We start from the raw sequence: 22,938 nt of genomic DNA on the forward strand, positions 1-22,938 counted from the left end.
AAAGTCTGAGATTTTTCTCAGGCTTTTATGGTGTCGTATTGGTTTGTGCATTGCTACTAGAATCTGTCGCTGGAGTTGTGCTGGTACTTGTATCAGTATTAGCTGCAGGATTTTCCGATGAAGAACTGTTTTGTGCATCGCTACTTTCTTGGGGAATAGCTGAGCTGGAACTTGAGCTCGTATCAGTATTACTATCTTGTTTTGAAGAATCCTTTTCGATAATTTTAACAATAGTAGAAGTAGAACTGTCAGAATTATCTTTTTTACTTTCAGTTTCAGGATGTAGCACTTTAGAAATAGTGATGGTAGCTACAATGATACTCAAGATTGAACCAACTAAAGCCAAGGTTTTTTGCAAAGCTGTTAAGCCAGTCTTGATATGTTTACCTGGTGACAAAGTGTTTTTACTTGCTGTTGATTTGTTTTTACGGGAATATTGTGAACTCATGATTTCTCCTTAATTCTGCTTAAACAGTTAGCATTTTTAAATTTTAAGTCGAATGCTAAAAAGTTTCACTTATTAGTATAAGCTTGATGATAAGGTAAGTCAATTATTTACCATAGCTCTGCCATCTCACGCCAACCGATGGATAGGGTTTTAAAAGCAAATACTAGAATTATCATTCTTTTTCATTTATAGTAATTTGTGTTAGAATAGAGTATTGAAAAAATTGAAGGTGAAAAATGATTTATTTTGATAACTCGGCTACTACAATTCCCTATCCAGAGGTTTTGCGTACCTATCAGGAAGTAGCTAGTAAAATTTATGGTAATCCCTCAAGCCTTCATCGCTTAGGGTCAAATGCTAGTCGGATACTAAAAGCGTCGCGTCAGCAAATTGCGCAGCTCTTAAACTGCCAAGAAAGTGAGATTTACTTTACTTCCGGCGGTACAGAAAGTGATAACTGGGCTTTAAAAGGGACTGCTTTTGAGAAGCGTGCTTTTGGCAAGCATATTATTGTGTCTGAAATTGAGCATCCTGCCATCAAAGAGACTGCCAAATGGTTGTCCAGTCAAGGATTTGATATTTCTTATGCGCCCGTTACTGATAAAGGATTCGTTGACCTTGAAAAACTTGGCGCTTTGATTCGTCAAGATACTATTTTAGTGTCAATTATGGCAGTAAACAATGAAATTGGTGCTATTCAACCAATCAAGGCCATTTCACAATTATTAGCTGATAAACCCGGTGTAACTTTCCATGTTGATGCTGTTCAAGCAATAGGAAAAGTGGCTTTAGAAGAGTTTATGACTGAGCGCGTGGATTTAGCCTCTTTTTCTGGGCATAAATTTCACTCGGTTAGAGGCGTTGGCATTCTTTATAAAAAATCTGGAAAACATATCACACCATTATTGCATGGTGGTGGCCAAGAAAGTGACCATAGATCAACAACAGAAAATCTTGCGGCTATCGCAAGTATGGCTAAGGCCTTAAGAATGACACGAGAAAAAGAAGAAGCGTCAAACCAACGGATTGCTAAGATGAAAGAACTCATTTATCAAGCTCTCCTAACTTATGATGATGTTCAAATCTTTTCTAGTCAAGAATCTTTTGCACCAAACATTTTAACATTTGGTATTAAAGGTGTTCGTGGAGAAGTCTTAGTCCATGCTTTTGAAGATCATGATATTTACATTTCAACGACAAGTGCCTGTTCATCAAAAGCAGGAAAACCAGCAGGGACACTCATTGCTATGGGAGTTCCAGTCAAAGATGCACAGACAGCTGTGAGAATCAGTCTTGATGATGACAATAACATGGCCGAAATTGAGCAATTTCTAACGATTTTTAAACTCATCTACCAAAAAACACAGAAAGTAAGATAAAATGCAATATTCAGAAATTATGGTTCGCCATGGTGAACTTTCAACTAAAGGCAAAAACCGTATGCGTTTCATTAATAAATTGAAAAGCAATATTCAAGATGTTTTGAGTCCTTTTCCACAAGTAACTGTTCGCTCAGACCGTGACCGGACACATGTCTACTTAAACGGTGCAGACTATCAACCAGTTGTAGAGGCTTTGAAATTAGTTTTTGGTATTCAAGCCTTATCACCGGTTTATAAGGTTGAAAAAAATGTCGAAGTACTTAAAAGCTCTGTTCAAGAAATCATGCAGTCCTTGTACAAAGAAGGTATGACCTTTAAAATTTCTAGTAAACGGAGTGACCACCAATTTGAATTAGATAGCCGTGATTTAAATTTAACTTTGGGAAATGCTGTTTTTGATGTTTTACCTCATATCAAAGCTCAAATGAAACAACCTGATGTCAATTTGCAAGTTGAAATTCGTGATGAGGCGGCCTATTTATCTTATGAAAATATTAAAGGTGCAGGTGGTTTACCAGTTGGAACATCAGGAAAAGGCATGCTCATGTTATCTGGGGGAATTGATTCACCAGTAGCAGGTTACTTGGCCTTAAAACGTGGTGTTGATATTGAAGCAGTTCATTTTGCTAGTCCTCCTTATACAAGTCCCGGAGCTTTGGAAAAAGCCAAGGATTTAACCAGACGGTTGACACGTTTTGGTGGTAACATTCAATTTATCGAAGTTCCTTTTACAGAGATTCAAGAAGAGATTAAAGAAAAAGCACCAGAAGCTTATTTAATGACCTTGACGCGACGGTTCATGATGCGAATTACAGATGCCATCCGTCAATCGCGAAATGGTTTAGTCATCATTAATGGTGAAAGCCTTGGTCAAGTTGCCAGTCAAACACTTGAGAGTATGCAAGCTATCAATGCTGTCACTTCCACACCTATAATTAGACCAGTGGTTACAATGGATAAATTAGAAATCATTGACATTGCCGAAAAAATCAATACCTTTGACATTTCCATTCAACCATTTGAAGATTGTTGTACCATATTTGCTCCAGATAGACCAAAAACAAATCCTAAAATTAAAAATGTTGAACAATATGAAAAACGTTTTGATATTGAGGGATTAGTTCAAAGAGCTGTCGCAGGTATTATCGTTTCTGAAATCACTCCTGTTGATGATAGTGATGCCATTGAAGAATTAATTGAAGATATTTTATAAAAAGATTTCCTAGGAAATCTTTTTTGTCTATAAGATATTTATTAAAAAATGGTATAATAATGAAAAGAGGAGGAGCTGTCATGACAATTAAACGGAACTATTTTAAACTGATAACCTCGATTATAAGTTTAATTCTTGCCATCTTAATTTTTGCCCTAATTTATGATTTTTTAGGTTTCCATAAACATGAAGCCCAAACGAAATCGAAAAGTGAAGTGACTCATACAGCCCGAGTCGTCGCTAATGGTGATATCTTGTTACATGATGTCCTTTACGAAAGTGCTGAAGTCAGTCCCAATAAATATGATTTTACTCCCTATTTTGAATATGTTAAAGACAGAATCAGTCAAGCAGATTTGGCTATTGGCGATTATGAAGGAACCATCAGTCCTGATTACCCACTTGCAGGATATCCTCTTTTCAATGCCCCAAAAGAAATTGCTCGAGACATTAAGGCAACTGGGTATGATGTGGTAGATATTGCACATAATCATATTTTGGATTCTGGTCTAGAAGGTGCATTAAATACTAAAGAAACTTTTAAAAAATTAGGCATTGATTCAATTGGGATTTATGAAAAAAATCGTAAAACGGAACCATTTTTAATAAAAGAAGTCAATGGCATTAAAATAGCAATCCTTGGCTATGTATATGGCTATAATGCATGGAAGCAATTTAAGTTCTGATCAATTTGAAAAACATATGTCAGATTTTGATCAAAAAAAAATGAAAGCCGAAATCAAAGAAGCTGAGAAAAAAGCTGATATTACAATCGTAATGCCTCAAATGGGTGTTGAATATGCCTTAAAGCCTAATGAAGAACAAAAGGAATTATACCGTTCTATGGTTGATTGGGGGGCAGATGTAGTTCTTGGTGGACATCCCCATGTTGTCGAACCTGCTGAGACATTAAAAAAGGTAATGAGAAAAAATTTATAATCTATTCTATGGGGAATTTCATTTCAAATCAACGCTTAGAGACTTTGGATGACATTTGGACAGAACGTGGACTCTTAATGGATTTGACTTTTGAGAAAAAAGGTAAAGTCACCAGAATAAAAACGGTTAAGGCACACCCTACTTTAGTACTAGCTAAACCCAAAGGGACAACTGGCAGAAGTGGTTTTGACTTATATAACTACCGTACCTTGGTTTTAGAAGATTTTATTAAGGGAGGAAAATACCGAGCTAAAATCGATGAAGAAACTCAGGGAAAAGTTGATACAGCCTATAAAGAAATGAATGAGCATGTCAATTTAAAATGGTAAAATAATAGAAATCACTTGCTTAATTCAAAAAGAGTGCTATAATAGTAATGTTGACTAAATGCACATCCTGTGCAACCGCGCGAAAATCGTTAAAGTAGAGTAATCTCACGATTCCAGGCGAGTCTTCACAGAGGGAAACCTCGTCAAAATATTTATAGGAGGTGCATCATGAGCACATACGCAATCATCAAAACTGGTGGAAAACAAGTTAAAGTTGAAGTAGGTCAAGCAATCTACGTTGAGAAAATTGACGCAGAAGCTGGAGCAGAAGTAACTTTTAACGAAGTTGTTCTTGTAGGTGGTGACAAAACTGTAGTTGGTACTCCAGTTGTTGAAGGAGCTACTGTTGTTGGAACTGTTGAAAAACAAGGAAAACAAAAGAAAGTTGTTACTTTCAAATACAAACCTAAAAAAGGTAGTCACCGTAAACAAGGTCATCGTCAACCTTACACTAAAGTTGTCATTGACGCAATCAACGCATAATTTAGTCGCATGATTAAAGCAATTTTTACTCGTCATCCAGATGGTTCTTTAAACAGTGTCACACTGACAGGGCATGCTGGAAGTGGTGAATATGGCTTTGATATTGTCTGCGCATCTGTGAGTACATTGGCTATTAACTTTATTAATTCGCTAGAAATACTAACAAATACTGATGCCGATTTACATGTCGATCAGGTTGAAGGTGGGTACATGAAGATTTCAGTCCCACATGACAATCAGGAGAAGGTTCAATTATTATTTGAATCATTTCTTCTAGGAATGACTAATTTGTCTGAAAATTCCTCAGAATTTGTCAAAACAAAGGTCATCTAAATTTAATTTAAGAGAGGAAACAACATTATGTTAAAAATGAATCTTGCTAACTTGCAACTTTTCGCCCACAAAAAAGGTGGAGGTTCTACATCAAACGGACGTGATTCACAAGCTAAACGTCTAGGCGCTAAAGCTGCTGACGGACAAACTGTATCAGGTGGTTCAATTCTTTTCCGTCAACGCGGAACTCATATCTATCCAGGCGTAAACGTTGGCCGTGGTGGAGATGACACACTTTTCGCTAAAGTTGAAGGTGTGGTACGTTTCGAACGTAAAGGTCGCGACAAACGTCAAGTATCTGTATACCCAGTTGCTAAATAATTTTGAAATAGAACTCTCTGCTCGTCAGAGAGTTTTTCTTTATGCTTTTGAGAATAGCAGAGCTGAGCTCATATGTGGTTATGGCACCTCAGCAAGTTTAACGCGCACTGTCCTTCCAAATAGGTGCGGTAAAATCGGTTTTTGTGGTATAATAACTCTTACAGGAAAAAGGATTGATTTATGAATATACAACAATTACGCTATGTCGTCGCCATAGCAAATAACGGAACATTTCGTGAAGCTGCAAGTAAATTATATGTCAGCCAACCAAGTTTGTCGGTGTCAATCAAAGACTTGGAAGAAGAATTAAATTTTAAAATTTTTAATCGGACAACTACAGGAACGGTCTTAACAACACAAGGTTTAGTCTTTTATGAAAAAGCCTTAGAAGTGGTTAAATGTTTTGATTCCTTTGAAAAACAATTTTCAGAATCTGAATTTGACCAAAATGAGTTTTCAGTTGCCAGTCAACATTATGATTTCTTAGCACCAATCATCACTGAATTTGCGGAAAAGAACAGTCAAAATAAGCGTCTTCGTTTATTTGAAACAACCACGATTCAAATTCTAGATGAAGTGGCACAAGGGAATAGTGAAATTGGTATTATCTATTTAAATCTGCAAAATCGTAAGGGTCTCTATCAAAGAATGGAAAAACTAGGCTTGGAATATCAGGAATTAGATAGCTTCCAAACCCATGTTTATTTAGGAGAGAACCATCCACTAGCTAAAAAAGAAAGTGTTAAGATAACTGAATTAGAAGGTTATCCAGTGGTCAAGTTTACTCAGGAAAAAGACGAGTATCTTTATTATTCAGAGAACTTCGTTAATACCAATGAAACAGACATTACTTACTATGTCACAGACCGGGCAACCTTAAATGGCATTCTTGAAAGAACGGAAGCTTTTGCGACAGGTTCGGGTTATATTGACCAAGAGTCAGTTAATGCCATTAAAGTCATACCCGTTGAAGACCATTTAGAAAATAAAATGGTCTATGTCAAACGCCAAGATCGCAATCTCACACCATCAGCCTTAACATTTATCACCTTACTGAAGGAATACTTGGAATCTTATTGTCAGAAAGAGAAAGCATGAAAGCATTAAAATTACTCTTTGTCTCAAGCCTCCTCATTATTCTGGATCAAGCCAGCAAATGGTGGATCGTCAAAGAAATCCCATTAGGGGAAGTTAGACCATTTATACCTGGACTTTTTAGTCTGACTTATTTGCAGAATCGCGGAGCTGCCTTTTCCATTTTACAAAACCAACAATGGTTTTTTACCCTGATGACAATTGCTATCATCGGCGCTGCTATTATATATTATTTTAAATCTAAAAGCATAACATTACTGAAAGAAATAGCCTTGCTATTGATTATTTCAGGTGGCATTGGTAATTTTATAGATCGTTTAAGATTATCATATGTGGTCGATATGGTCCATTTGGATTTTATGAACTTTGCCATTTTTAACGTGGCCGATTCCTACCTCTCAGTAGGTGTCTTATTATTAGTGATTGTCTTTTGGAAGGAAGAATAAGCATGGAATTTACAATAGAAGAAGCTGGCCTTCGATTAGACAAAGCTGTTGCGGATGCAACAGCACTTTCTCGAAGTCAAGCAAATGAGCAAATTAAAAAAGGGCTGGTCCAGGTCAATGGGCAGACAGCCAAAGCCAAATACAATGTTCAACAGGGTGATTTGATAACTTATCAAATGCCCGAAGAGGAAATCCTAGAATACCAAGCGGAAGATCTTCCTATTGAGATTATCTATGAAGATAGTGATCTTGCCATTATCAATAAGGCTCAAGGAATGGTGGTTCATCCATCAGCTGGTCATACCAGTGGAACCTTAGTCAATGCGCTCATGTATCATATCAAGGATTTATCTTCCATTAATGGTGTTGTACGACCTGGCATTGTCCACCGGATTGATAAAGATACCTCTGGTCTTTTAATGGTTGCTAAAAATGATAAGGCTCATCATATTTTAGCTGATGAACTCAAGGCTAAAAAATCTTTACGCAAATATTTAGCTATTGTTCACGGTAATTTACCAAATGATCGTGGCATGATTGAAGCACCAATTGGTCGTAGTGACAAAGACCGGAAAAAACAAGCCGTGAGTGTCAAAGGAAAAGATGCTGTTACACGTTTCAATGTCCTTGAACGCTTCGGTGATTATACATTGCTAGAATTAACATTAGAAACCGGCAGAACCCATCAAATTCGTGTTCACATGGCCTATATTGGTCATCCGGTTGCTGGTGACCCACTTTATGGGCCTCGCAAGACCTTAAAAGGGGCAGGTCAATTCTTACACGCTCAAACTCTTGGCCTGACTCACCCGACCTCGGGTGAATTAATGACCTTTACCGCAGAGCCTCCTGCCCTTTTCTTGAAAAATTTGGAACAGTTACGCAGTCAGGCATCAAACTAAAGGGTCACAATTTTCAAAAAAAGTTACAAAATATCTTGTATTTCAAAATGAATTTTGCTATACTATTAAAAATTTGATATTCCTTTAAAACAGTCCCGTGAGGCTGTCAAGGAGACCAGTCAAGACCGAAGTGTATGCTTTTTCAAGTGTGCCATCATTTTGTGGAATCTCCTTGTTTAAGGAGATTTTTTTTGTATCATTTTGAGGAGGTTAAAATGAAAACTAAAGAAATAGTCGATGATGTGACCATGAAAAGGGCCATCACACGGATAACGTATGAAATAATTGAACGCAATAAGAACTTAGACAATCTGGTTCTTGCAGGAATTAAGACTAGAGGGGTTCATCTGGCACGGCGCATTCAAGCAAGACTTAAAGAATTAGAAGGTATCGATTTACCAATAGGAGAACTTGATACCAAACCTTTTAGAGATGATATGAAAGTGGAAGAGGATACCACATCAATGGCAGTTGATATCACTGGAAAAGATGTTATATTAATTGATGATGTTCTCTACACTGGTCGAACCATCAGAGCGGCAATTGATAATTTGGTTAGTTTGGGAAGACCAGCCCGTGTCAGTTTGGCAGTCCTAGTTGATCGGGGCCACCGTGAACTTCCTATTAGAGCTGACTATGTTGGTAAAAATATTCCAACAAGTAGTGTTGAAGAAATTGTCGTTGAAGTAGTCGAAGTTGATGGTCAAGATCGTGTGACTATTGTCGATCCGTCTTAAGAAAAGGGGAAAAAATGAAAGACGTAATGTATGATGTAGAGGAAATGCCAAAAACAGGAATTCTCTTTGGGTTATCCTTCCAACACTTATTTGCCATGTTTGGAGCGACTGTTTTAGTACCAATCTTGGTTGGTATTGATCCTTCTGTAGCACTACTTTCAAGTGGTTTAGGAACTTTAGCTCACTTATCAGTCACTAAATTTAAAATCCCAGCTTATATGGGTTCAAGTTTTGCTTATATTGCAGCCATGCAAATGCTAATGAAAACTGATGGTATCGGAGCTGTTGCTCAGGGAGCAATAACAGGCGGTTTCGTTTATCTCATCGTAGCACTAGTTGTGAAAGCTATTGGGAATGACTGGATTGACAAAATTCTACCGCCAATCGTAGTTGGACCAATCGTCATGGTTATCGGACTAAGCTTAGCAACAACAGCAGTTAATAGTGTCATGTTAAAAGATGGCAAATACGACCTCATCTACTTATTGATTGGAATGGTAACTTTACTAGCTGTAATCTTCTTCAACGTATACGGTAAAGGTATGGTAGCCATTATCCCAATCCTACTTGGCTTACTCATTGGTTACGTCTTTGCTTTAATTGTCGGAATGGTAACTGGACAAGAAATCATTAACTTCACTCAAGTTGCTCAAGCTAAGTGGTTCAGTGTTCCAAGTGTCTCAATCCCATTCTTATCATACGGATTTAAATTATATCCTAGCGCAATCTTAACAATGGCACCAATCGCCTTTGTAACCATGACAGAACACTTTGGACACGTTATGGTTCTTAACAGCCTTACAAACCGTGACTATTTCAAGGATCCAGGCCTAGACAAAACCCTTACAGGTGATGGATTGGCACAAATTGTTGCTGGTTTCCTAGGTGCCCCCCTGTAACATCATATGGTGAAAACATTGGTGTTATGGCCTTGAACAAAATTTTCTCAGTCTATGTTATCGCTGGTGCCGCAGTCATTGCAGCCCTCCTAAGTTTTGTCGGAAAAATTTCAGCTCTCATCCAATCAATACCATCACCAGTTATTGGTGGTATCTCGGTAGCCCTCTTCGGCGTAATTGCTTCAAGTGGTCTCAAGATACTGATTGAATCAAAAGTAGATATGGATAGTAAGAAAAACCTCCTCATTTCCAGTGTCATTCTTGTATCTGGTATTGGGGGATTAATGTTGCAAGTAAAAGGATTACAAATCTCTGGTGTTGCCTTCTCAACGCTTTTGGGAATTATCCTTTACCAAATCTTACCTGAAAACAAATAACCGTTAACCAAATCTTCATAGATAACAAAGAAAAAGGGGAAATAATATGTCAGTCATCAATAATCAAGTCGTGGTTAGCAATTTAGTATCAATGGAAATGCTAAGCAATGAAGAAGTCTTAGCTTTAATCAAAAGAGGTTCGGAATTTAAAGCAGGTAAAGTTGAACTACCTGACTATTCATCGATTTTCACAACTAATCTCTTCTTTGAAAACTCAACACGGACACATAAATCCTTTGAAGTTGCCGAAAGAAGATTAGGGATGCATGTCATTGATTTTAATACGGATACTAGCTCCGTGAAAAAAGGTGAAACCTTATATGATACAGTCTTGACAATGAGTGCACTCGGAGTTGAAGTTTGTGTCATCCGCCACCCTGAAGTTGATTACTATAAAGAACTGATTGATAGCCCAACCATTACCGCCTCCATTGTCAATGGTGGTGATGGCTCTGGACAACACCCAAGTCAATGTCTGCTTGATTTGATGACTATTTATGAAGAATATGGCCATTTTGATGGCTTAAAAATCTGTATTGCAGGTGATTTAACACACTCTCGCGTTGCTAAATCAAATATGCAAATTTTGAAACGCTTAGGAGCAGAAATTTATTTCGCAGGTCCAGATGAATGGTATTCAGAAGAATTTGAGGCTTATGGACAATATAAAGCCATTGATGACATTATCGAAGACTTAGATGTACTCATGCTCTTACGTGTCCAACATGAACGCCATAATGGCTCAGCTGGTTTTTCAAAAGAAGACTATCACAGAACATTTGGCCTTACTGAAGAACGTTATAGCAAATTAAAAGATTCAGCAATTATCATGCACCCAGCCCCTGTTAACCGTGACGCTGAAATTGCGGACTCGCTTGTAGAAGCCCCTAAAGCAAGAATAGTTGCCCAAATGGAAAATGGCGTATACGTTAGAATGGCAATGTTAGAAGCCATCATGAATGGACGTCAAACGAAGTAAGTATAAACGACTGATAAAGGGGAGCTATGACAAAGAGACTATTAATATTAGAAGATGGAACTGTATTTGAAGGCAAAGCCTTTGGTGCAGATATTGATGTTACAGGCGAAATTGTTTTCAATACAGGAATGACAGGATATCAAGAGTCCATTACCGATCAATCCTATAATGGGCAAATTCTAATATTTACCTTTCCGTTGATTGGAAATTATGGAATTAACAGAGACGACTATGAGTCGATAAATCCGACTTGTAAAGGAGTTGTTGTTTCAGAAGTTAGTCGTCGTGCTAGTAATTGGCGTCAACAAATGACATTAGATCAGTTTCTGAAAAATAAGGGAATCCCTGGGATTTCAGGAATTGATACTAGAGCTTTAACTAAAATGATTAGACGATGCGGAACTATGAAAGCCACCATTGCTGATGATGGGGATAGTATAGAGCATCTACTAGACCAGTTAAAAGCTACTGTTTTGCCAATCAATAATATTGAAATGGTATCAACCAAGTCGGCTTACCCAGCACCCGGAATTGGCAAAAATATTGTACTCGTTGATTTCGGTCTCAAACATTCTATTTTAAGAGAATTTGCGAAACGTCAGTGTCATGTGACAGTAGTTCCTCATACGACAACAGCTGAAGAAATTTGTGAATTAAATCCAGATGGTGTCATGTTATCAAACGGGCCAGGTAATCCTGAAGATTTGCCAAAGGCTTTAACCATGATACAAGGCATTCAAGGTAAATTTCCAATTTTTGGAATTTGTATGGGTCACCAACTTTTTAGTTTAGCTAATGGAGCAAAAACATTTAAGATGTCATTTGGTCATAGAGGCTTTAATCACGCAGTAAGGGAGATTGCCACAGGAAAAATCGATTTCACAAGTCAAAATCATGGCTATGCTGTAGACCGTGAAAGTCTACCAAATTCCCTTTTGGTTACTCATGAAGAGATAAATGATAAGACGGTTGAAGGTTTGAGACATAAACATTATCCAGCTTTTTCTGTTCAGTTTCATCCAGACGCTGCACCAGGACCACACGATTCTTCATACCTTTTTGATGACTTTATCGAGATGATAGATGCATTTAAGATCAAGAAGAACAAGAATTAACTCTTAAGTATATTATAGTTGTAATAAGGAATTCTTTGTATGATAGAAAGGTAGCATGATGCCAAAAAGAACAGATATTTCAAAGATTATGGTCATTGGTTCGGGACCAATTATTATAGGGCAAGCCGCAGAATTTGACTATGCAGGAACACAGGCTTGTCTAGCCTTGAAAGAAGAAGGCTATGAAGTTATTTTAGTTAACTCCAATCCAGCTACAATTATGACAGACAAAGAAATTGCAGATAAGGTTTACATTGAACCCATCACTTTGGAATTTGTAAGTCATATTTTAAGAAAAGAACGCCCAGATGCTATTCTTCCAACTTTAGGTGGGCAAACAGGCTTAAATATGGCAATGCAATTGTCAAAATCGGGCATACTTTCAAGCTTGAACATTGAATTAATGGGAACATCATTGTCAGCTATTGATCAAGCGGAAGATAGAGATTTATTTAAGCAATTGATGGAAGAATTAAAACAACCAATTCCCGAATCTCAAATTGTAACAACCGTTGATGAGGCTCTTGATTTTGCTAAAACAATTGGTTATCCAATAATTGTTCGTCCAGCATTCACACTTGGTGGTACAGGTGGAGGCATGTGCGGAAATGAAAAAGAATTGAGAGAAACAGCAGCTAAAGGCTTAAAGTTATCTCCAGTTACTCAGTGTCTCATTGAGAGATCCATTGCAGGCTATAAAGAAATTGAATATGAAGTAATGCGTGATGCAGCAGATAATGCTTTAGTTGTTTGTAATATGGAAAATTTTGATCCAGTTGGCATTCATACAGGTGATTCAATTGTTTTTGCACCAACACAAACATTATCAGATATTGAAAATCAACATTTACGTGATGCCAGTTTGAGTATTATCAGAGCATTAAAGATCGAAGGTGGATGTAATGTTCAGTTAGCACTGGATCCAAACTCTTTTAATTACTATGTCATTGAAGTAAACCCTCGCGTTTCCCGGTCCTCTGCATTAGCATCAAAAGCAACCGGCTATCCTATTGCCAAGTTAGCTGCTAAAATTGCAGTAGGATTAACTTTAGACGAGATGGTTAACCCTGTAACTGGTACAACTTATGCCATGTTTGAGCCAGCACTTGACTATGTTGTGGCAAAGATTCCTCGTTTTCCTTTTGATAAATTTGAAAATGGCGACCGCAACCTAGGGACCCAAATGAAGGCAACAGGTGAAGTCATGGCAATTGGAAGGAATATTGAAGAGTCTCTTCTAAAAGCTTGTCGATCATTGGAAATAGGGGTCTGTCATAATGAAATGAAAGAATTGACATTGCTTTCTGATGATACGCTTTTAGAAAAAATTGTTCATGCTCAAGATGACCGACTTTTCTATCTATCGGAAGCTATACGTAGAGGTTTTTCGGTTGAAGAACTTAATAACCATACCAAAATTGATCTCTTCTTTCTTGACAAGTTACTACATATATCAGAATTAGAAAATTTACTAAAAGAGAGTAAAGGAAATCTAGATTTATTAAAAGAAGCCAAACGATATGGTTTTTCAGATCAAAAAATCGCTGATTTGTGGCAACTAAATGAAACTGATATCAGGATAATTCGTCGTGAAAACAATATTATTCCTGTTTATAAGATGGTCGATACCTGTGCAGCAGAGTTTACATCTGAGACACCTTATTTCTATTCAACTTATGAATGGGAAAATGAGTCCTTAATTTCTGAAAAAGAATCAATTCTGGTGATTGGTTCAGGTCCTATAAGGATAGGTCAAGGTGTGGAGTTTGACTATGCAACTGTTCACTCTGTAAAAGCGATTCAAGAAGCAGGATTCGAAGCCATCATCATGAATTCAAATCCAGAAACTGTTTCTACAGATTTCTCTGTTTCAGATAAACTTTATTTTGAACCACTAACTTTTGAAGATGTCATGAATGTTATTGAGTTAGAAAAACCAAAAGGAGTGGTACTTCAATTTGGTGGACAAACAGCCATTAATCTAGCTCAAGTCTTGTCCGATACCGGAGTAAGAATTCTAGGAACACAAGTTGATGACTTGGATAGGGCTGAGAATCGCGAACTTTTTGAAAAAGCATTACAAAGCTTGCACATTCCACAGCCACCTGGTCAAACTGCTACCAATGAAGCAGAGGCCTTGCAGGCAGCAACAAAAATTGGTTTTCCGGTATTAGTTCGTCCGTCATATGTGTTGGGGGGACGAGCAATGGAAATTGTTGAAAATAAGTCAGACTTGCAAGCATATATGCGAACAGCGGTAAAAGCGAGTCCGGATCATCCAGTTCTGATTGATTCATATATTCTTGGTAGAGAATGTGAAGTTGATGCCATTTCAGATGGTAAGGATGTCCTTATACCAGGAATTATGGAGCATATTGAACGGGCCGGTGTCCATTCTGGTGATTCGATGGCTGTCTATCCTCCGCAAAATCTTTCAGATGATGTCATCCATACCATAATCGATTATACAAAACGCTTAGCTATTGGATTGAATTGTATAGGCATGATGAATATTCAGTTTGTTATTAAAGATTCTGAAGTTTATGTGATTGAAGTAAACCCACGTGCGAGTAGGACAGTTCCATTTTTGTCAAAAGTTACAAAAATCCCAATGGCTCAGATAGCTACAAAAATCATTTTAGGACAGAACTTAAAAGACCTAGGATATCAAGACGGTCTATATCCTATAGATGATCAAGTTCATGTCAAAGCACCTGTCTTTTCATTTAATAAACTTTCCCAAGTAGATTCTCTGTTGGGACCAGAGATGAAGTCGACTGGTGAAGTTATGGGCTCTGATGTGACTTTAGAAAAGGCATTATATAAGGCTTTTGAAGCAAGTTATCAGCATTTCAATGAGTATGGAAATATTATTTTTACTATTGCTGATGAAGATAAGGAAGAGTCATTTTTATTGGCAAAACGATTTGAAAGCCTAGGTTATCGGATTTTTGCAACTGATGGAACTGCTCAATATTTCACTAATAATGGTTTGCAAGTTGATAAAGTTTCTAAAATTGGAGATAGCCATTTTGATATCCCAAGTTTAATTCGTAAAGATCAGGTTCAAGCTATTATTAACACTGTTGGTAAAAAACGTGTGGCAGACTTTGATGGTCACATTATTAGAAGTTCAGCGGTTGAGAAAGGAATTCCTTTATTTACAGCTTTGGATACAGCTGATGCAATGTTGAAAGTGTTAGAGAGTCGTAGTTTTACAACCCAAGCAATCTAAAAAATGACAGAAATTAGTTTGGATGTAATTTGAAATTAGATATCCAATAAGTAGATATTTATTATTATTATTTTTATTAGAGCCAGAACAAATCTCCGTTCTGGTTTTTTTATTACAAAAGTGTAAGGTCAGCCTTTCTCAAAAACAGTAAAATGAGAATATAGGACATTTTATTAAATTGATTGGAAAAAAATGGGAATTGACTTGACAGACATCCCAAAAGGCTATATACTTGTCTTATATAATTAATACAATACACAAAATGAATAGGAGACCACCATGGCGAGAAGAAAAAAAGGTCAAATGACTAAAAGAACAAAGATGATAATAGCAGGAGCAGTTGTTGCCTCCCTTGTATTAATTGGTGGGATTCTATATTTTCAGCAGCAAAACCAGTTAGCCAATAGTAAAGAGAAAGAATCTTATTCGGCTGTTAATGTTAAAGAAGGAAGTATTTCTTCAACTATTTTGCTTTCTGGCAATGTTAAAGCACTTTCTGAAGAATACATTTATTTTGATCAGGCTAAAGGTAGTGATGCTGAAGTTGTTGTCAAAGTCGGTGATAAAGTAACTGAAGGTCAACAATTGGTCCAATATAACACAACAAATGCTCAAGCGGCTTATGATACAGCAGTACGTCAAATGAATAAAGTCGGTCGTCAAATAAACTATTTACAAACCTACGGTAGCCCTATGTCGGGTCAAATTGCTGAGGCAAGCAGTCCTACAAATGGTCAAGAAGGAGGACAAGCGGTAGCTCAAGCTCCTGTTCAAGAAGCAAATGCTTCATACAGCCAACAGTTACAAGATTTGAACGATGCTTATGCTGATGCTCAAGCAGAAGTCAATAAAGCTCAGGAGGCTTTAAATCAAACGGTAGTTACAAGTAGTCATGATGGAACTGTTGTTGAGGTTAATAACGATGTAGACCCTTCTTCTAAGACGAGTCAGACGCTTGTTCATGTCGTTTCCGAAGGGCAATTACAAGTTAAAGGTAGTTTAACAGAATATGATTTAGCAACGATAAAAGTTGGCCAAGCGGTTAAAATTAAATCCAAAGTTTATACTGATAAGTCTTGGGATGGCAAAATTTCTTACATCTCTAATTATCCTAGTGATAAAAGTGGTTCAGCTGGTGAAGCCGGACAGTCAGCGTCTAGCTCAGCTGCCGCAAGTTATGACTATAAAGTCGATATTACCAGCCCATTAAATCAATTAAAACAGGGATTTACCGTAACTGTTGAAATCCTTAACCAGGATAAACATACTTTGGTTCCTGTCAATGCTAGCTTTAAGGAAAAAGGTAAAAACTATGTTTGGACCTATGATGATGCTAGCTCTAAGGTGACTAAAACAGAGGTAACTTTAGGGAACGCTGACGCTAAAAATCAAGAAATTTTAACTGGACTTAAAGTGGGGCAAATTGTCATTTCTAATCCAGATAAATCTATTAAAGACGGTAAAAAGCTTGAAAGTGTCATCTCTGAAGATACTAATAAAAAGTCTAAGTAAATAGAAACCTGAGGTGAATTTGGGTGACAAAAGAAAAGAAAGAGCTTATTAAATTAGTTAATATCAATAAGACTTATCAAAATGGAGACCAGGAATTAAGGGTTCTTAAGGATATTAATTTACAAGTGAAAGAAGGGGAGTTCCTGGCTATTATGGGGCCTTCTGGTTCAGGTAAATCAACCTTGATGAATATTATTGGCTTGCTTGATCGTCCGACCGAAGGTGACTATTGGTTGAATGGTAATGAAGTGGATCAATTAAGTGACCGTCATTTAGCAAGTGTCAGAAATGCCGAGATTGGCTTTGTTTTCCAACAGTTTTTCCTGCTTTCAAAATTGACTGCCTTACAGAATGTTGAGCTACCGCTTATCTACGCAGGTATTGGCGTCTCAAAAAGACGGAATCTGGCCATGCAATATTTGGAAAAAGTGGATTTGCAAAAGCGCATGAAGCACTTGCCTTCAGAATTATCAGGCGGTCAAAAGCAAAGGGTTGCCATAGCACGTGCTTTGGTCAATAATCCATCTATTATCTTAGCTGACGAACCAACAGGAGCCTTGGATACCAAGACTGGAGAGCAGATAATGGAACTTCTTACAAATCTTAATAAAGAAGGAAAAACAATTATTATGGTTACCCATGAGCCGGATATTGCTGATTTTGCCACTCGTAAAATCGTTATTCGTGATGGTCAAATTACGGCGGATACTACTGATAGTGTCCGGATAGATTAGGAGGAATTCTATGGAAAATTGGAAATTCGCCCTGAGTTCTATCTGGGGGCATAAAATGCGGTCGCTTTTGACCATGTTAGGGATTATCATTGGTGTTTCCGCGGTTGTTATTATCATGGGTCTTGGGAATGCGATGAAGGATAGTGTTACCGACTCTTTTTCAAATAATCAAAAAGAGGTACGCCTTTACTTTAAGTCCGATGATGAAAAATCGGATGATCCTTATGCAAGTTTTTATATCCAAGAGGATACCAATCAAGTCAAAAATGAATGGCTTGAACAAATCGTGAAGAATATTGATGGTATCGACTCTTATTATTTTACCAACAATACGACTGCTGAAATTTCCTTTGGCAAGAAAAAAATGAAAGATGTCAGTATTACTGGAGCAAGTAAGGACTATTTCAAAATCAAAAAGTATAATATTGTTGCCGGTCGTAAATTAACAGATGACGATTACAGTAATTTTTCTCGAATCATTGTTATCGATAATAATCTCTCCAATAAGCTATTTGGACAGAACAAATATCAAGAAGCCTTAAATAAAGTTGTAACGGTAAATAATAAGGATTATTTAGTTGTCGGTGTTTATAAAACGGATATGGCAGCTGTTTCTGTTGGTGGTATGGAAATGGGCGCTGCCGTAATGGCTAATACGCAAGTTGCTTCAGAGTTTCAAGTTGATGAAGTTGGTCAAATTTATGTTCATGTTGAAGATGTCAAACGCAGTACAGAGTTAGGGAACAAAGCTGCAAAAATGTTAACCAACATTTCCCATGTCAAAGGGGGACATTATACAATTCCTGATAATAGTGCTATTATTAATGATATAAACACTCAGTTTGGAATAATGACGACAGTTATTGGTTCTATTGCTGGGATATCCCTTCTTGTTGGTGGTATTGGTGTAATGAACATCATGTTGGTTTCTGTTACTGAACGGACTCGTGAAATAGGTTTACGGAAAGCTCTGGGAGCAACACGTGGAAAGATACTAACACAGTTCCTTATTGAATCTGTTGTTCTAACTATTCTGGGAGGTCTGATTGGTCTTTTATTTGCTTGGTCCATTGTCGGTGTTTTAGGCAATGCGTTGCAATTAAAGGGGGCATCGGTATCGATTGATGTGGCTATTATTGCTATTGTCTTCTCGGCAACCATCGGGATTATCTTTGGACTATTACCAGCTAACAAGGCAAGTAAATTAAACCCGATTGAGGCTTTACGTTATGAATAATTACGGTCCCAAACATGAACGTTTAAAGAAAGTATTTCGGATGATTGGACTTTTTTCCATCATTCTATCCGTTCTCTTGGTGTCCTATCTGATTGGAAAATTGGATATCTTCCATAATCCAACCATTCTATCGCAGATGATTAAAAATCATATTTTTTGGGGATCTTTAATCTTCTTTTGTTTTCAAATATTTCAAGTGGTTGTACCCATTGTACCAGGAGGTATTACGACTGTAGTTGGGTTTTTGACCTTTGGACCATTCTTGGGATTTTTCTTAAATACTTTGGGAATTTTTCTGGGATCGGCTATTCTATTCTTATTAGTTAGAAAATACGGTCGTCCTTTCGTTTCCTTATTTATCAATGATAGTCAAATGGAGAAGTATGAAAGAAAGTTAGCTTCAAAGACTTATGAACGCTTCTTTATATTAAATATGCTTTCACCTATTGCACCAGCTGATATCATGATTATGATTACAGGACTTAGTCGGATCAGTTTTCGGCGATTTATCTTAATTGTGGTTATCTGTCGTCCAATTTCTATTATTCTTTATTCATATTTTTGGATTTATGGGGGACATTTGCTTAGTCTTTTATAGCAAAAGCCAAAGCAAAAAAACTTTTAGTCTGTCAAGAAAAAAACTTGACAGACTAAAAGAGACGTAGTATACTAGGTAAAGTGAGAAATGACTATGTGCTTTCTCGATAATACTAAATAAGAAAAGAGACATTATAACATGGCAGTAAAAATTCGTTTAACTCGTATGGGTTCTAAGAAAAAACCTTTCTACCGTATCAACATTGCAGATTCACGTTCACCTCGTGATGGACGTTTCATCGAAACAGTTGGAACTTACAATCCATTAGTAGCTGAAAATCAAGTAACGCTTAAAGAAGATCGTATTCTTGATTGGTTAGCTAAAGGTGCACAACCTTCTGATACAGTTCGTAACCTTCTTTCAAAAGAAGGCGTTATGACTAAATTCCACGAACAAAAATTCTCTAAATAATAAAAGCCTATGGATACCATTGAAAATCTTATTATCGCCATTGTGAAACCCTTGATTTCACAACCTGACAATCTTACCATTAAAATTGAAGATACTCCAGATTTCCTAGAGTACCATCTTGACTTGGATGCTCAAGACATCGGTCGTGTTATCGGAAAAAAAGGTCGTACCATTACAGCGATAAGATCGATTGTTTATTCGGTTCCAACTCAAGGAAAAAAAGTCAGACTTGTCATTGATGAGAAGTAAGACTTATGAGACCCCCCTGAATGATAAATTCTGGTGGGTCTTTTTTTATCATGTCACTTAACGAAGAAGGGCAGAATATGTTATGATTATAGGTAGTATTAAAAAGAGGTTTTAAAAATGATTGAGAGAGAAAAGAGAGTTTTAGTTCTTGCAACTAATGAAGCTGAAATTGCTGAGATACAGCTCAAGCTTGCAGAATTAAATGACTTGGTTACCGTCTATGTGGGGTTAGACGATGACTTTTTTAGTGAACATGGGCATATGCCTTGCTTTTAGCCTTAGCTGGTTATCAGAAGGAAGATGAAGCTCAGCCCTTATATTATAATAATCTCGCATTACCAGATTACTGGGAAGTAAGAACAGAACCTGGAGAACGTGGACGCGTTCAATTTTGGGGTCAGAAAAAAGCGGTTATTGACTTTTGCCGACCAGTTAACAAGCGCTATGTTTCCAAAGTTTCTTGGTTAGACAAGTGTGAAAAGATTCAATGCATTGACGAATATAATAAATACGGAAAAAAAACAGCTAGTGTTTTTTATGATAATGATGTATTAAAAACAAAGATATATTATGATTGTAAAGGCCGTGAATTCGCACAGACGGTACCTAATAGTCAGGCTTTAATTGTCTATAACCGTGGTAGCTTAGATGGCTATTACCCCAATCGTTTAGCCTTATTTAAGGCTTTTGTGAGTGAAAAACACCTTTCTAGCTTTGCCATTGCGGCAGCTAATCCAAAACTCCTAAAAGGGATGGATGCTGAAACGATCTGGTTAAATTTTGAAGAGAATCAAGATTTTGAAAAAGTTATGAGTGATTTTGCTCAGACACCTTTGATTCTAGATTTCACGGATCAAAGCCAATCTCTTTCTTCGCATTACATTAAAGTTTTGAATAAGCAAAATGAAATGATCCTGTTGCCGTCTAAGTCGATTTTTATTTTAACGGCTAGTGACTATCTTTATCAGATCGATGAGCTCATTGAGCTATGCCTGACTTTACTTTCTATATCGGTGCTCGGACAACGGTTTCTGATAAATTAATGCAATTAGATGTCCATCCAAATGTGACAATTCTGCCCTTGCTTACTTTAGATGAGGTCAATCAATATTTGAAGCGGGCAAGTTTTTACCTGGATATCAATCGCAGTATTGAAGTTGATAATATTTTATCACGCGCAGCTTTGGAAAACTTGTGTATTCTTTCTTTCAAAGATTATTGTCATCAGCCCCAGATTCAAGAGCCGTCAACTCTTTTTGAAGTGCAACAAATTACGGAATTTGCTAAACTGATGCGAGACTTGGCTACTGATAGCTCTCACTTTAATGCGCTTTGCCATTTCCAAAGAGAACAGTTACCTTTTCAATTCATTGAGCTAAATGGAATAGGAGAAGAAGATGACAATATATAATTTCAATTTATTAGTTGGCTATGCTCCTTCAGGTGTTGACTATGCTCAAGGCTATCGTGCAAAACTGTTGAGGGAGCTTAAACAAGAGGCTAAATTTATTTTTACGGAAGTTCCGAAGTGGCCTTATGTTAAAATGTATACCCAAAATGCTGGTATTTTACCTGAAGAACTTGATTCGGTCCATTTTTCTTTTTTAGATGATGTTTCTTATTTACCCAGTTTAAATCTGAAAGAAGTTGAAGCCCACTACCCTCAAGTGGAAAAATTGGAGCGCATTCAGAGGACTGAGAAGGAAGTGCATTATATAGGGAATCATCAACTGCAGATGGCTGTCCTCTTTTCAGAGGCAGATAGTCATTGTGTTGATAGTGTTTCTTTTTTTGCTCAAGGGAAATTGCTGCGCAGGGATTATTTTACCCATCGCAAACTGTACAGTGAGTATTTCTATCCTGTTGGAGATGAGGGCTACGTCTATGCAAAGCTTTACAGACGGGTTTTCTACTCTAGCAAAGGAAAAATGGTCTATGAAGAATTAATTGGCCAAAATGGCTCAGAGTATGTTTTCAAAAATAATAGTGAACGTTTGAGTAAACATGAATTAATTGAGAAGTACTTAAAAGGGTTATCACTTTCATCAGAAGATTGGCTATTTATCGATCGCAGTACGGAATTTGATTTTGTCCAGCCGGTCTTCAAGAATAAGGGCCATGCTAAAATAGCAGCTTTTCTGCACTCGGATCACTATTTTGAACCAAATTATGATAGCCATTACCTCTATTTTAATTATGAGTACTATTACCTATTGCGACAGATGAAAGAAATTGATTGCTTCATCACATCAACACAATTGCAAAAAGAATCTTTACAAGCCTATATCCAAGCGAAATTTGATTATCAGGTGAGAGTAGAGGTCATCCCTGTCGGAAGTGCAAGCTTAAAAGATAATCCCGAAACAAGTCGTAAGCCTTATTCGCTTATGACTGCCTCACGCTTAGATGCACGCAAACGGATTAACTGGCTAATAAAAGCTGTCGTTCTCGCTAAGAAACAAGTTCCTCAATTGCAATTTGATATCTATGGGATGGGGGCCTGAGGGAGGAATTGTCAGAGCTGATAAAAGAGCTCAATGCTGATTCTTATATTCATATGCGTGGCCATCAGTTACTGGAGGAAATTTATCCTCAGTATCAAGTTTATTTATCAGCTTCTATCTGGGAGACTTTTGGCTTAACTCTACTGGAAGCAGCAAGTTATGGCTTGTCCTTAATCGGTTTGAATGTTCATTATGGTAATCAGCTTTTTATTGAAGATGGCAAAAATGGCTATTTAGTCGATTATGACCATAATGCTGATGAAGAAGTGGTTATTCATGCCATGGCAGAGAAAATCATAACTTATTATTCCTTAACATTTGAAGAAGAAGCTGCCTTCCACCAACATTCACGCCAATTATCTCACAGATTTACCGAAGAAAAATTGTTAGCAGAATGGCAAGAATTTTTAAAAAATTCATAAAGAAAATTCTCTTTCCAATTAGGATGCAAAAAAGTGTT

At 37.1% G+C, this 22,938-nt stretch carries 24 protein-coding genes, 2 pseudogenes and 1 other annotated feature; of the genes and pseudogenes, 25 read left to right on the forward strand and 1 reads right to left on the reverse strand.

From position 1 onward, the window contains the following. Positions 1-25: 25 nt before the first annotated feature. Positions 26-448 (reverse strand): DUF6556 family protein, encoded by a 423-nt coding sequence (locus AT575_RS02615; RefSeq protein ID WP_102777029.1) that lies wholly within the window; start codon positions 446-448, stop codon positions 26-28. Positions 449-684: 236 nt separating this feature from the next. Between AT575_RS02615 and AT575_RS02620 the strand changes: the two genes are divergently transcribed. The 25 genes and pseudogenes from AT575_RS02620 (at position 685) to AT575_RS02735 (ending at position 22,900) form a co-directional block, all read left to right on the forward strand. Further along, complete coding sequence (locus AT575_RS02620; protein ID WP_102777030.1) at positions 685-1,827, forward strand: cysteine desulfurase family protein; 1,143 nt, start codon at positions 685-687, stop codon at positions 1,825-1,827. Between the two features lies 1 nt (position 1,828). Further along, positions 1,829-3,043 (forward strand): tRNA uracil 4-sulfurtransferase ThiI, encoded by a 1,215-nt coding sequence (thiI, locus tag AT575_RS02625; protein ID WP_102777031.1) that lies wholly within the window; start codon positions 1,829-1,831, stop codon positions 3,041-3,043. Positions 3,044-3,123: 80 nt separating this feature from the next. Next, positions 3,124-4,311: pseudogene (locus AT575_RS02630) on the forward strand (CapA family protein). A gap of 63 nt (positions 4,312-4,374) precedes the next feature. Next, positions 4,375-4,446: a sequence feature (ribosomal protein L21 leader region), on the forward strand. 33 nt (positions 4,447-4,479) lie between these two features. Further along, positions 4,480-4,794, forward strand: a complete 315-nt coding sequence (gene rplU, locus AT575_RS02635) for a 50S ribosomal protein L21 (RefSeq protein ID WP_071793309.1) — start codon at positions 4,480-4,482, stop codon at positions 4,792-4,794. A gap of 9 nt (positions 4,795-4,803) precedes the next feature. Beyond that, on the forward strand, positions 4,804-5,127 hold the full coding sequence (locus AT575_RS02640) for a ribosomal-processing cysteine protease Prp (protein ID WP_102777032.1): 324 nt from the start codon (positions 4,804-4,806) through the stop codon (positions 5,125-5,127). Positions 5,128-5,154: 27 nt separating this feature from the next. Beyond that, on the forward strand, positions 5,155-5,448 hold the full coding sequence (gene rpmA / locus AT575_RS02645; protein WP_003082817.1) for a 50S ribosomal protein L27: 294 nt from the start codon (positions 5,155-5,157) through the stop codon (positions 5,446-5,448). Between the two features lie 180 nt (positions 5,449-5,628). Then, positions 5,629-6,546, forward strand: coding sequence for a LysR family transcriptional regulator (locus AT575_RS02650; RefSeq protein WP_102777033.1), 918 nt, complete (start codon positions 5,629-5,631; stop codon positions 6,544-6,546). After that, positions 6,543-6,989: a signal peptidase II gene (lspA, locus tag AT575_RS02655; RefSeq protein WP_102777034.1), complete on the forward strand. Its 447-nt coding sequence runs from the start codon at positions 6,543-6,545 to the stop codon at positions 6,987-6,989. The genes AT575_RS02650 and lspA overlap by 4 nt, the downstream gene beginning before the upstream one ends. Positions 6,990-6,991: 2 nt before the next feature. After that, positions 6,992-7,891, forward strand: a complete 900-nt coding sequence (locus AT575_RS02660) for an RluA family pseudouridine synthase (RefSeq protein ID WP_102777035.1) — start codon at positions 6,992-6,994, stop codon at positions 7,889-7,891. A gap of 215 nt (positions 7,892-8,106) precedes the next feature. After that, positions 8,107-8,628 (forward strand): bifunctional pyr operon transcriptional regulator/uracil phosphoribosyltransferase PyrR, encoded by a 522-nt coding sequence (gene pyrR, locus AT575_RS02665; RefSeq protein WP_102777036.1) that lies wholly within the window; start codon positions 8,107-8,109, stop codon positions 8,626-8,628. 14 nt (positions 8,629-8,642) lie between these two features. Then, positions 8,643-9,904: pseudogene (locus AT575_RS02670) on the forward strand (uracil-xanthine permease family protein). A gap of 46 nt (positions 9,905-9,950) precedes the next feature. Continuing rightward, the gene (locus AT575_RS02675) at positions 9,951-10,883 is read left to right on the forward strand and encodes an aspartate carbamoyltransferase catalytic subunit (protein ID WP_102777037.1); all 933 of its coding nucleotides are present in this window, start codon (positions 9,951-9,953) and stop codon (positions 10,881-10,883) included. Between the two features lie 26 nt (positions 10,884-10,909). Further along, complete coding sequence (locus AT575_RS02680) at positions 10,910-11,998, forward strand: carbamoyl phosphate synthase small subunit (protein WP_102777038.1); 1,089 nt, start codon at positions 10,910-10,912, stop codon at positions 11,996-11,998. 58 nt (positions 11,999-12,056) lie between these two features. After that, positions 12,057-15,233 (forward strand): carbamoyl-phosphate synthase large subunit, encoded by a 3,177-nt coding sequence (gene carB, locus AT575_RS02685; RefSeq protein ID WP_102777051.1) that lies wholly within the window; start codon positions 12,057-12,059, stop codon positions 15,231-15,233. Positions 15,234-15,512: 279 nt separating this feature from the next. Then, positions 15,513-16,745, forward strand: coding sequence for an efflux RND transporter periplasmic adaptor subunit (locus tag AT575_RS02690; protein ID WP_102777039.1), 1,233 nt, complete (start codon positions 15,513-15,515; stop codon positions 16,743-16,745). A gap of 23 nt (positions 16,746-16,768) precedes the next feature. Further along, the gene (locus tag AT575_RS02695) at positions 16,769-17,479 is read left to right on the forward strand and encodes an ABC transporter ATP-binding protein (protein WP_102777040.1); all 711 of its coding nucleotides are present in this window, start codon (positions 16,769-16,771) and stop codon (positions 17,477-17,479) included. Between the two features lie 10 nt (positions 17,480-17,489). Next, positions 17,490-18,716 carry an ABC transporter permease gene (locus AT575_RS02700; RefSeq protein ID WP_102777041.1) on the forward strand — a complete coding sequence of 409 codons (1,227 nt, stop codon included), beginning with the start codon at positions 17,490-17,492 and terminating at the stop codon, positions 18,714-18,716. Continuing rightward, the gene (locus AT575_RS02705; RefSeq protein ID WP_102777042.1) at positions 18,709-19,314 is read left to right on the forward strand and encodes a TVP38/TMEM64 family protein; all 606 of its coding nucleotides are present in this window, start codon (positions 18,709-18,711) and stop codon (positions 19,312-19,314) included. The genes AT575_RS02700 and AT575_RS02705 overlap by 8 nt, the downstream gene beginning before the upstream one ends. A 138-nt stretch (positions 19,315-19,452) precedes the next feature. After that, entirely contained in the window at positions 19,453-19,725 is a 273-nt protein-coding gene (gene rpsP / locus AT575_RS02710; protein WP_102777043.1) for a 30S ribosomal protein S16, read from the forward strand. Between the two features lie 9 nt (positions 19,726-19,734). Continuing rightward, on the forward strand, positions 19,735-19,974 hold the full coding sequence (locus tag AT575_RS02715; protein WP_003082623.1) for a KH domain-containing protein: 240 nt from the start codon (positions 19,735-19,737) through the stop codon (positions 19,972-19,974). Between the two features lie 117 nt (positions 19,975-20,091). Further along, positions 20,092-20,250, forward strand: coding sequence for a hypothetical protein (locus AT575_RS10590; RefSeq protein ID WP_165778635.1), 159 nt, complete (start codon positions 20,092-20,094; stop codon positions 20,248-20,250). Continuing rightward, the gene (locus AT575_RS02720) at positions 20,241-21,017 is read left to right on the forward strand and encodes a hypothetical protein (protein ID WP_102777044.1); all 777 of its coding nucleotides are present in this window, start codon (positions 20,241-20,243) and stop codon (positions 21,015-21,017) included. The genes AT575_RS10590 and AT575_RS02720 overlap by 10 nt, the downstream gene beginning before the upstream one ends. Beyond that, positions 20,963-21,385 (forward strand): hypothetical protein, encoded by a 423-nt coding sequence (locus AT575_RS02725; protein WP_129587060.1) that lies wholly within the window; start codon positions 20,963-20,965, stop codon positions 21,383-21,385. Before AT575_RS02720 ends, AT575_RS02725 begins: the two co-directional genes overlap by 55 nt. Beyond that, positions 21,372-22,478 (forward strand): glycosyltransferase family protein, encoded by a 1,107-nt coding sequence (locus AT575_RS02730; protein WP_102777046.1) that lies wholly within the window; start codon positions 21,372-21,374, stop codon positions 22,476-22,478. The genes AT575_RS02725 and AT575_RS02730 overlap by 14 nt, the downstream gene beginning before the upstream one ends. Positions 22,479-22,486: 8 nt before the next feature. Continuing rightward, positions 22,487-22,900, forward strand: coding sequence for a glycosyltransferase (locus tag AT575_RS02735; RefSeq protein WP_165778636.1), 414 nt, complete (start codon positions 22,487-22,489; stop codon positions 22,898-22,900). Positions 22,901-22,938: the final 38 nt, after the last annotated feature.

Origin of the sequence: Streptococcus penaeicida, assembly GCF_002887775.1 — a bacterium.
Classification (GTDB): domain Bacteria; phylum Bacillota; class Bacilli; order Lactobacillales; family Streptococcaceae; genus Streptococcus; species Streptococcus penaeicida.

Bases quoted from the DNA above. Each gene is read 5' to 3' on its own strand.
- AT575_RS02615 (WP_102777029.1), bottom strand. From the start codon at position 448: ATGAGTTCACAATATTCCCGTAAAAACAAATCAACAGCAAGTAAAAAC.
- AT575_RS02620 (WP_102777030.1), top strand. From the start codon at position 685: ATGATTTATTTTGATAACTCGGCTACTACAATTCCCTATCCAGAGGTT.
- thiI (WP_102777031.1), top strand. From the start codon at position 1,829: ATGCAATATTCAGAAATTATGGTTCGCCATGGTGAACTTTCAACTAAA.
- rplU (WP_071793309.1), top strand. From the start codon at position 4,480: ATGAGCACATACGCAATCATCAAAACTGGTGGAAAACAAGTTAAAGTT.
- AT575_RS02640 (WP_102777032.1), top strand. From the start codon at position 4,804: ATGATTAAAGCAATTTTTACTCGTCATCCAGATGGTTCTTTAAACAGT.
- rpmA (WP_003082817.1), top strand. From the start codon at position 5,155: ATGTTAAAAATGAATCTTGCTAACTTGCAACTTTTCGCCCACAAAAAA.
- AT575_RS02650 (WP_102777033.1), top strand. From the start codon at position 5,629: ATGAATATACAACAATTACGCTATGTCGTCGCCATAGCAAATAACGGA.
- lspA (WP_102777034.1), top strand. From the start codon at position 6,543: ATGAAAGCATTAAAATTACTCTTTGTCTCAAGCCTCCTCATTATTCTG.
- AT575_RS02660 (WP_102777035.1), top strand. From the start codon at position 6,992: ATGGAATTTACAATAGAAGAAGCTGGCCTTCGATTAGACAAAGCTGTT.
- pyrR (WP_102777036.1), top strand. From the start codon at position 8,107: ATGAAAACTAAAGAAATAGTCGATGATGTGACCATGAAAAGGGCCATC.
- AT575_RS02675 (WP_102777037.1), top strand. From the start codon at position 9,951: ATGTCAGTCATCAATAATCAAGTCGTGGTTAGCAATTTAGTATCAATG.
- AT575_RS02680 (WP_102777038.1), top strand. From the start codon at position 10,910: ATGACAAAGAGACTATTAATATTAGAAGATGGAACTGTATTTGAAGGC.
- carB (WP_102777051.1), top strand. From the start codon at position 12,057: ATGCCAAAAAGAACAGATATTTCAAAGATTATGGTCATTGGTTCGGGA.
- AT575_RS02690 (WP_102777039.1), top strand. From the start codon at position 15,513: ATGGCGAGAAGAAAAAAAGGTCAAATGACTAAAAGAACAAAGATGATA.
- AT575_RS02700 (WP_102777041.1), top strand. From the start codon at position 17,490: ATGGAAAATTGGAAATTCGCCCTGAGTTCTATCTGGGGGCATAAAATG.
- AT575_RS02705 (WP_102777042.1), top strand. From the start codon at position 18,709: ATGAATAATTACGGTCCCAAACATGAACGTTTAAAGAAAGTATTTCGG.
- rpsP (WP_102777043.1), top strand. From the start codon at position 19,453: ATGGCAGTAAAAATTCGTTTAACTCGTATGGGTTCTAAGAAAAAACCT.
- AT575_RS02715 (WP_003082623.1), top strand. From the start codon at position 19,735: ATGGATACCATTGAAAATCTTATTATCGCCATTGTGAAACCCTTGATT.
- AT575_RS10590 (WP_165778635.1), top strand. From the start codon at position 20,092: ATGATTGAGAGAGAAAAGAGAGTTTTAGTTCTTGCAACTAATGAAGCT.
- AT575_RS02725 (WP_129587060.1), top strand. From the start codon at position 20,963: ATGCCTGACTTTACTTTCTATATCGGTGCTCGGACAACGGTTTCTGAT.
- AT575_RS02730 (WP_102777046.1), top strand. From the start codon at position 21,372: ATGACAATATATAATTTCAATTTATTAGTTGGCTATGCTCCTTCAGGT.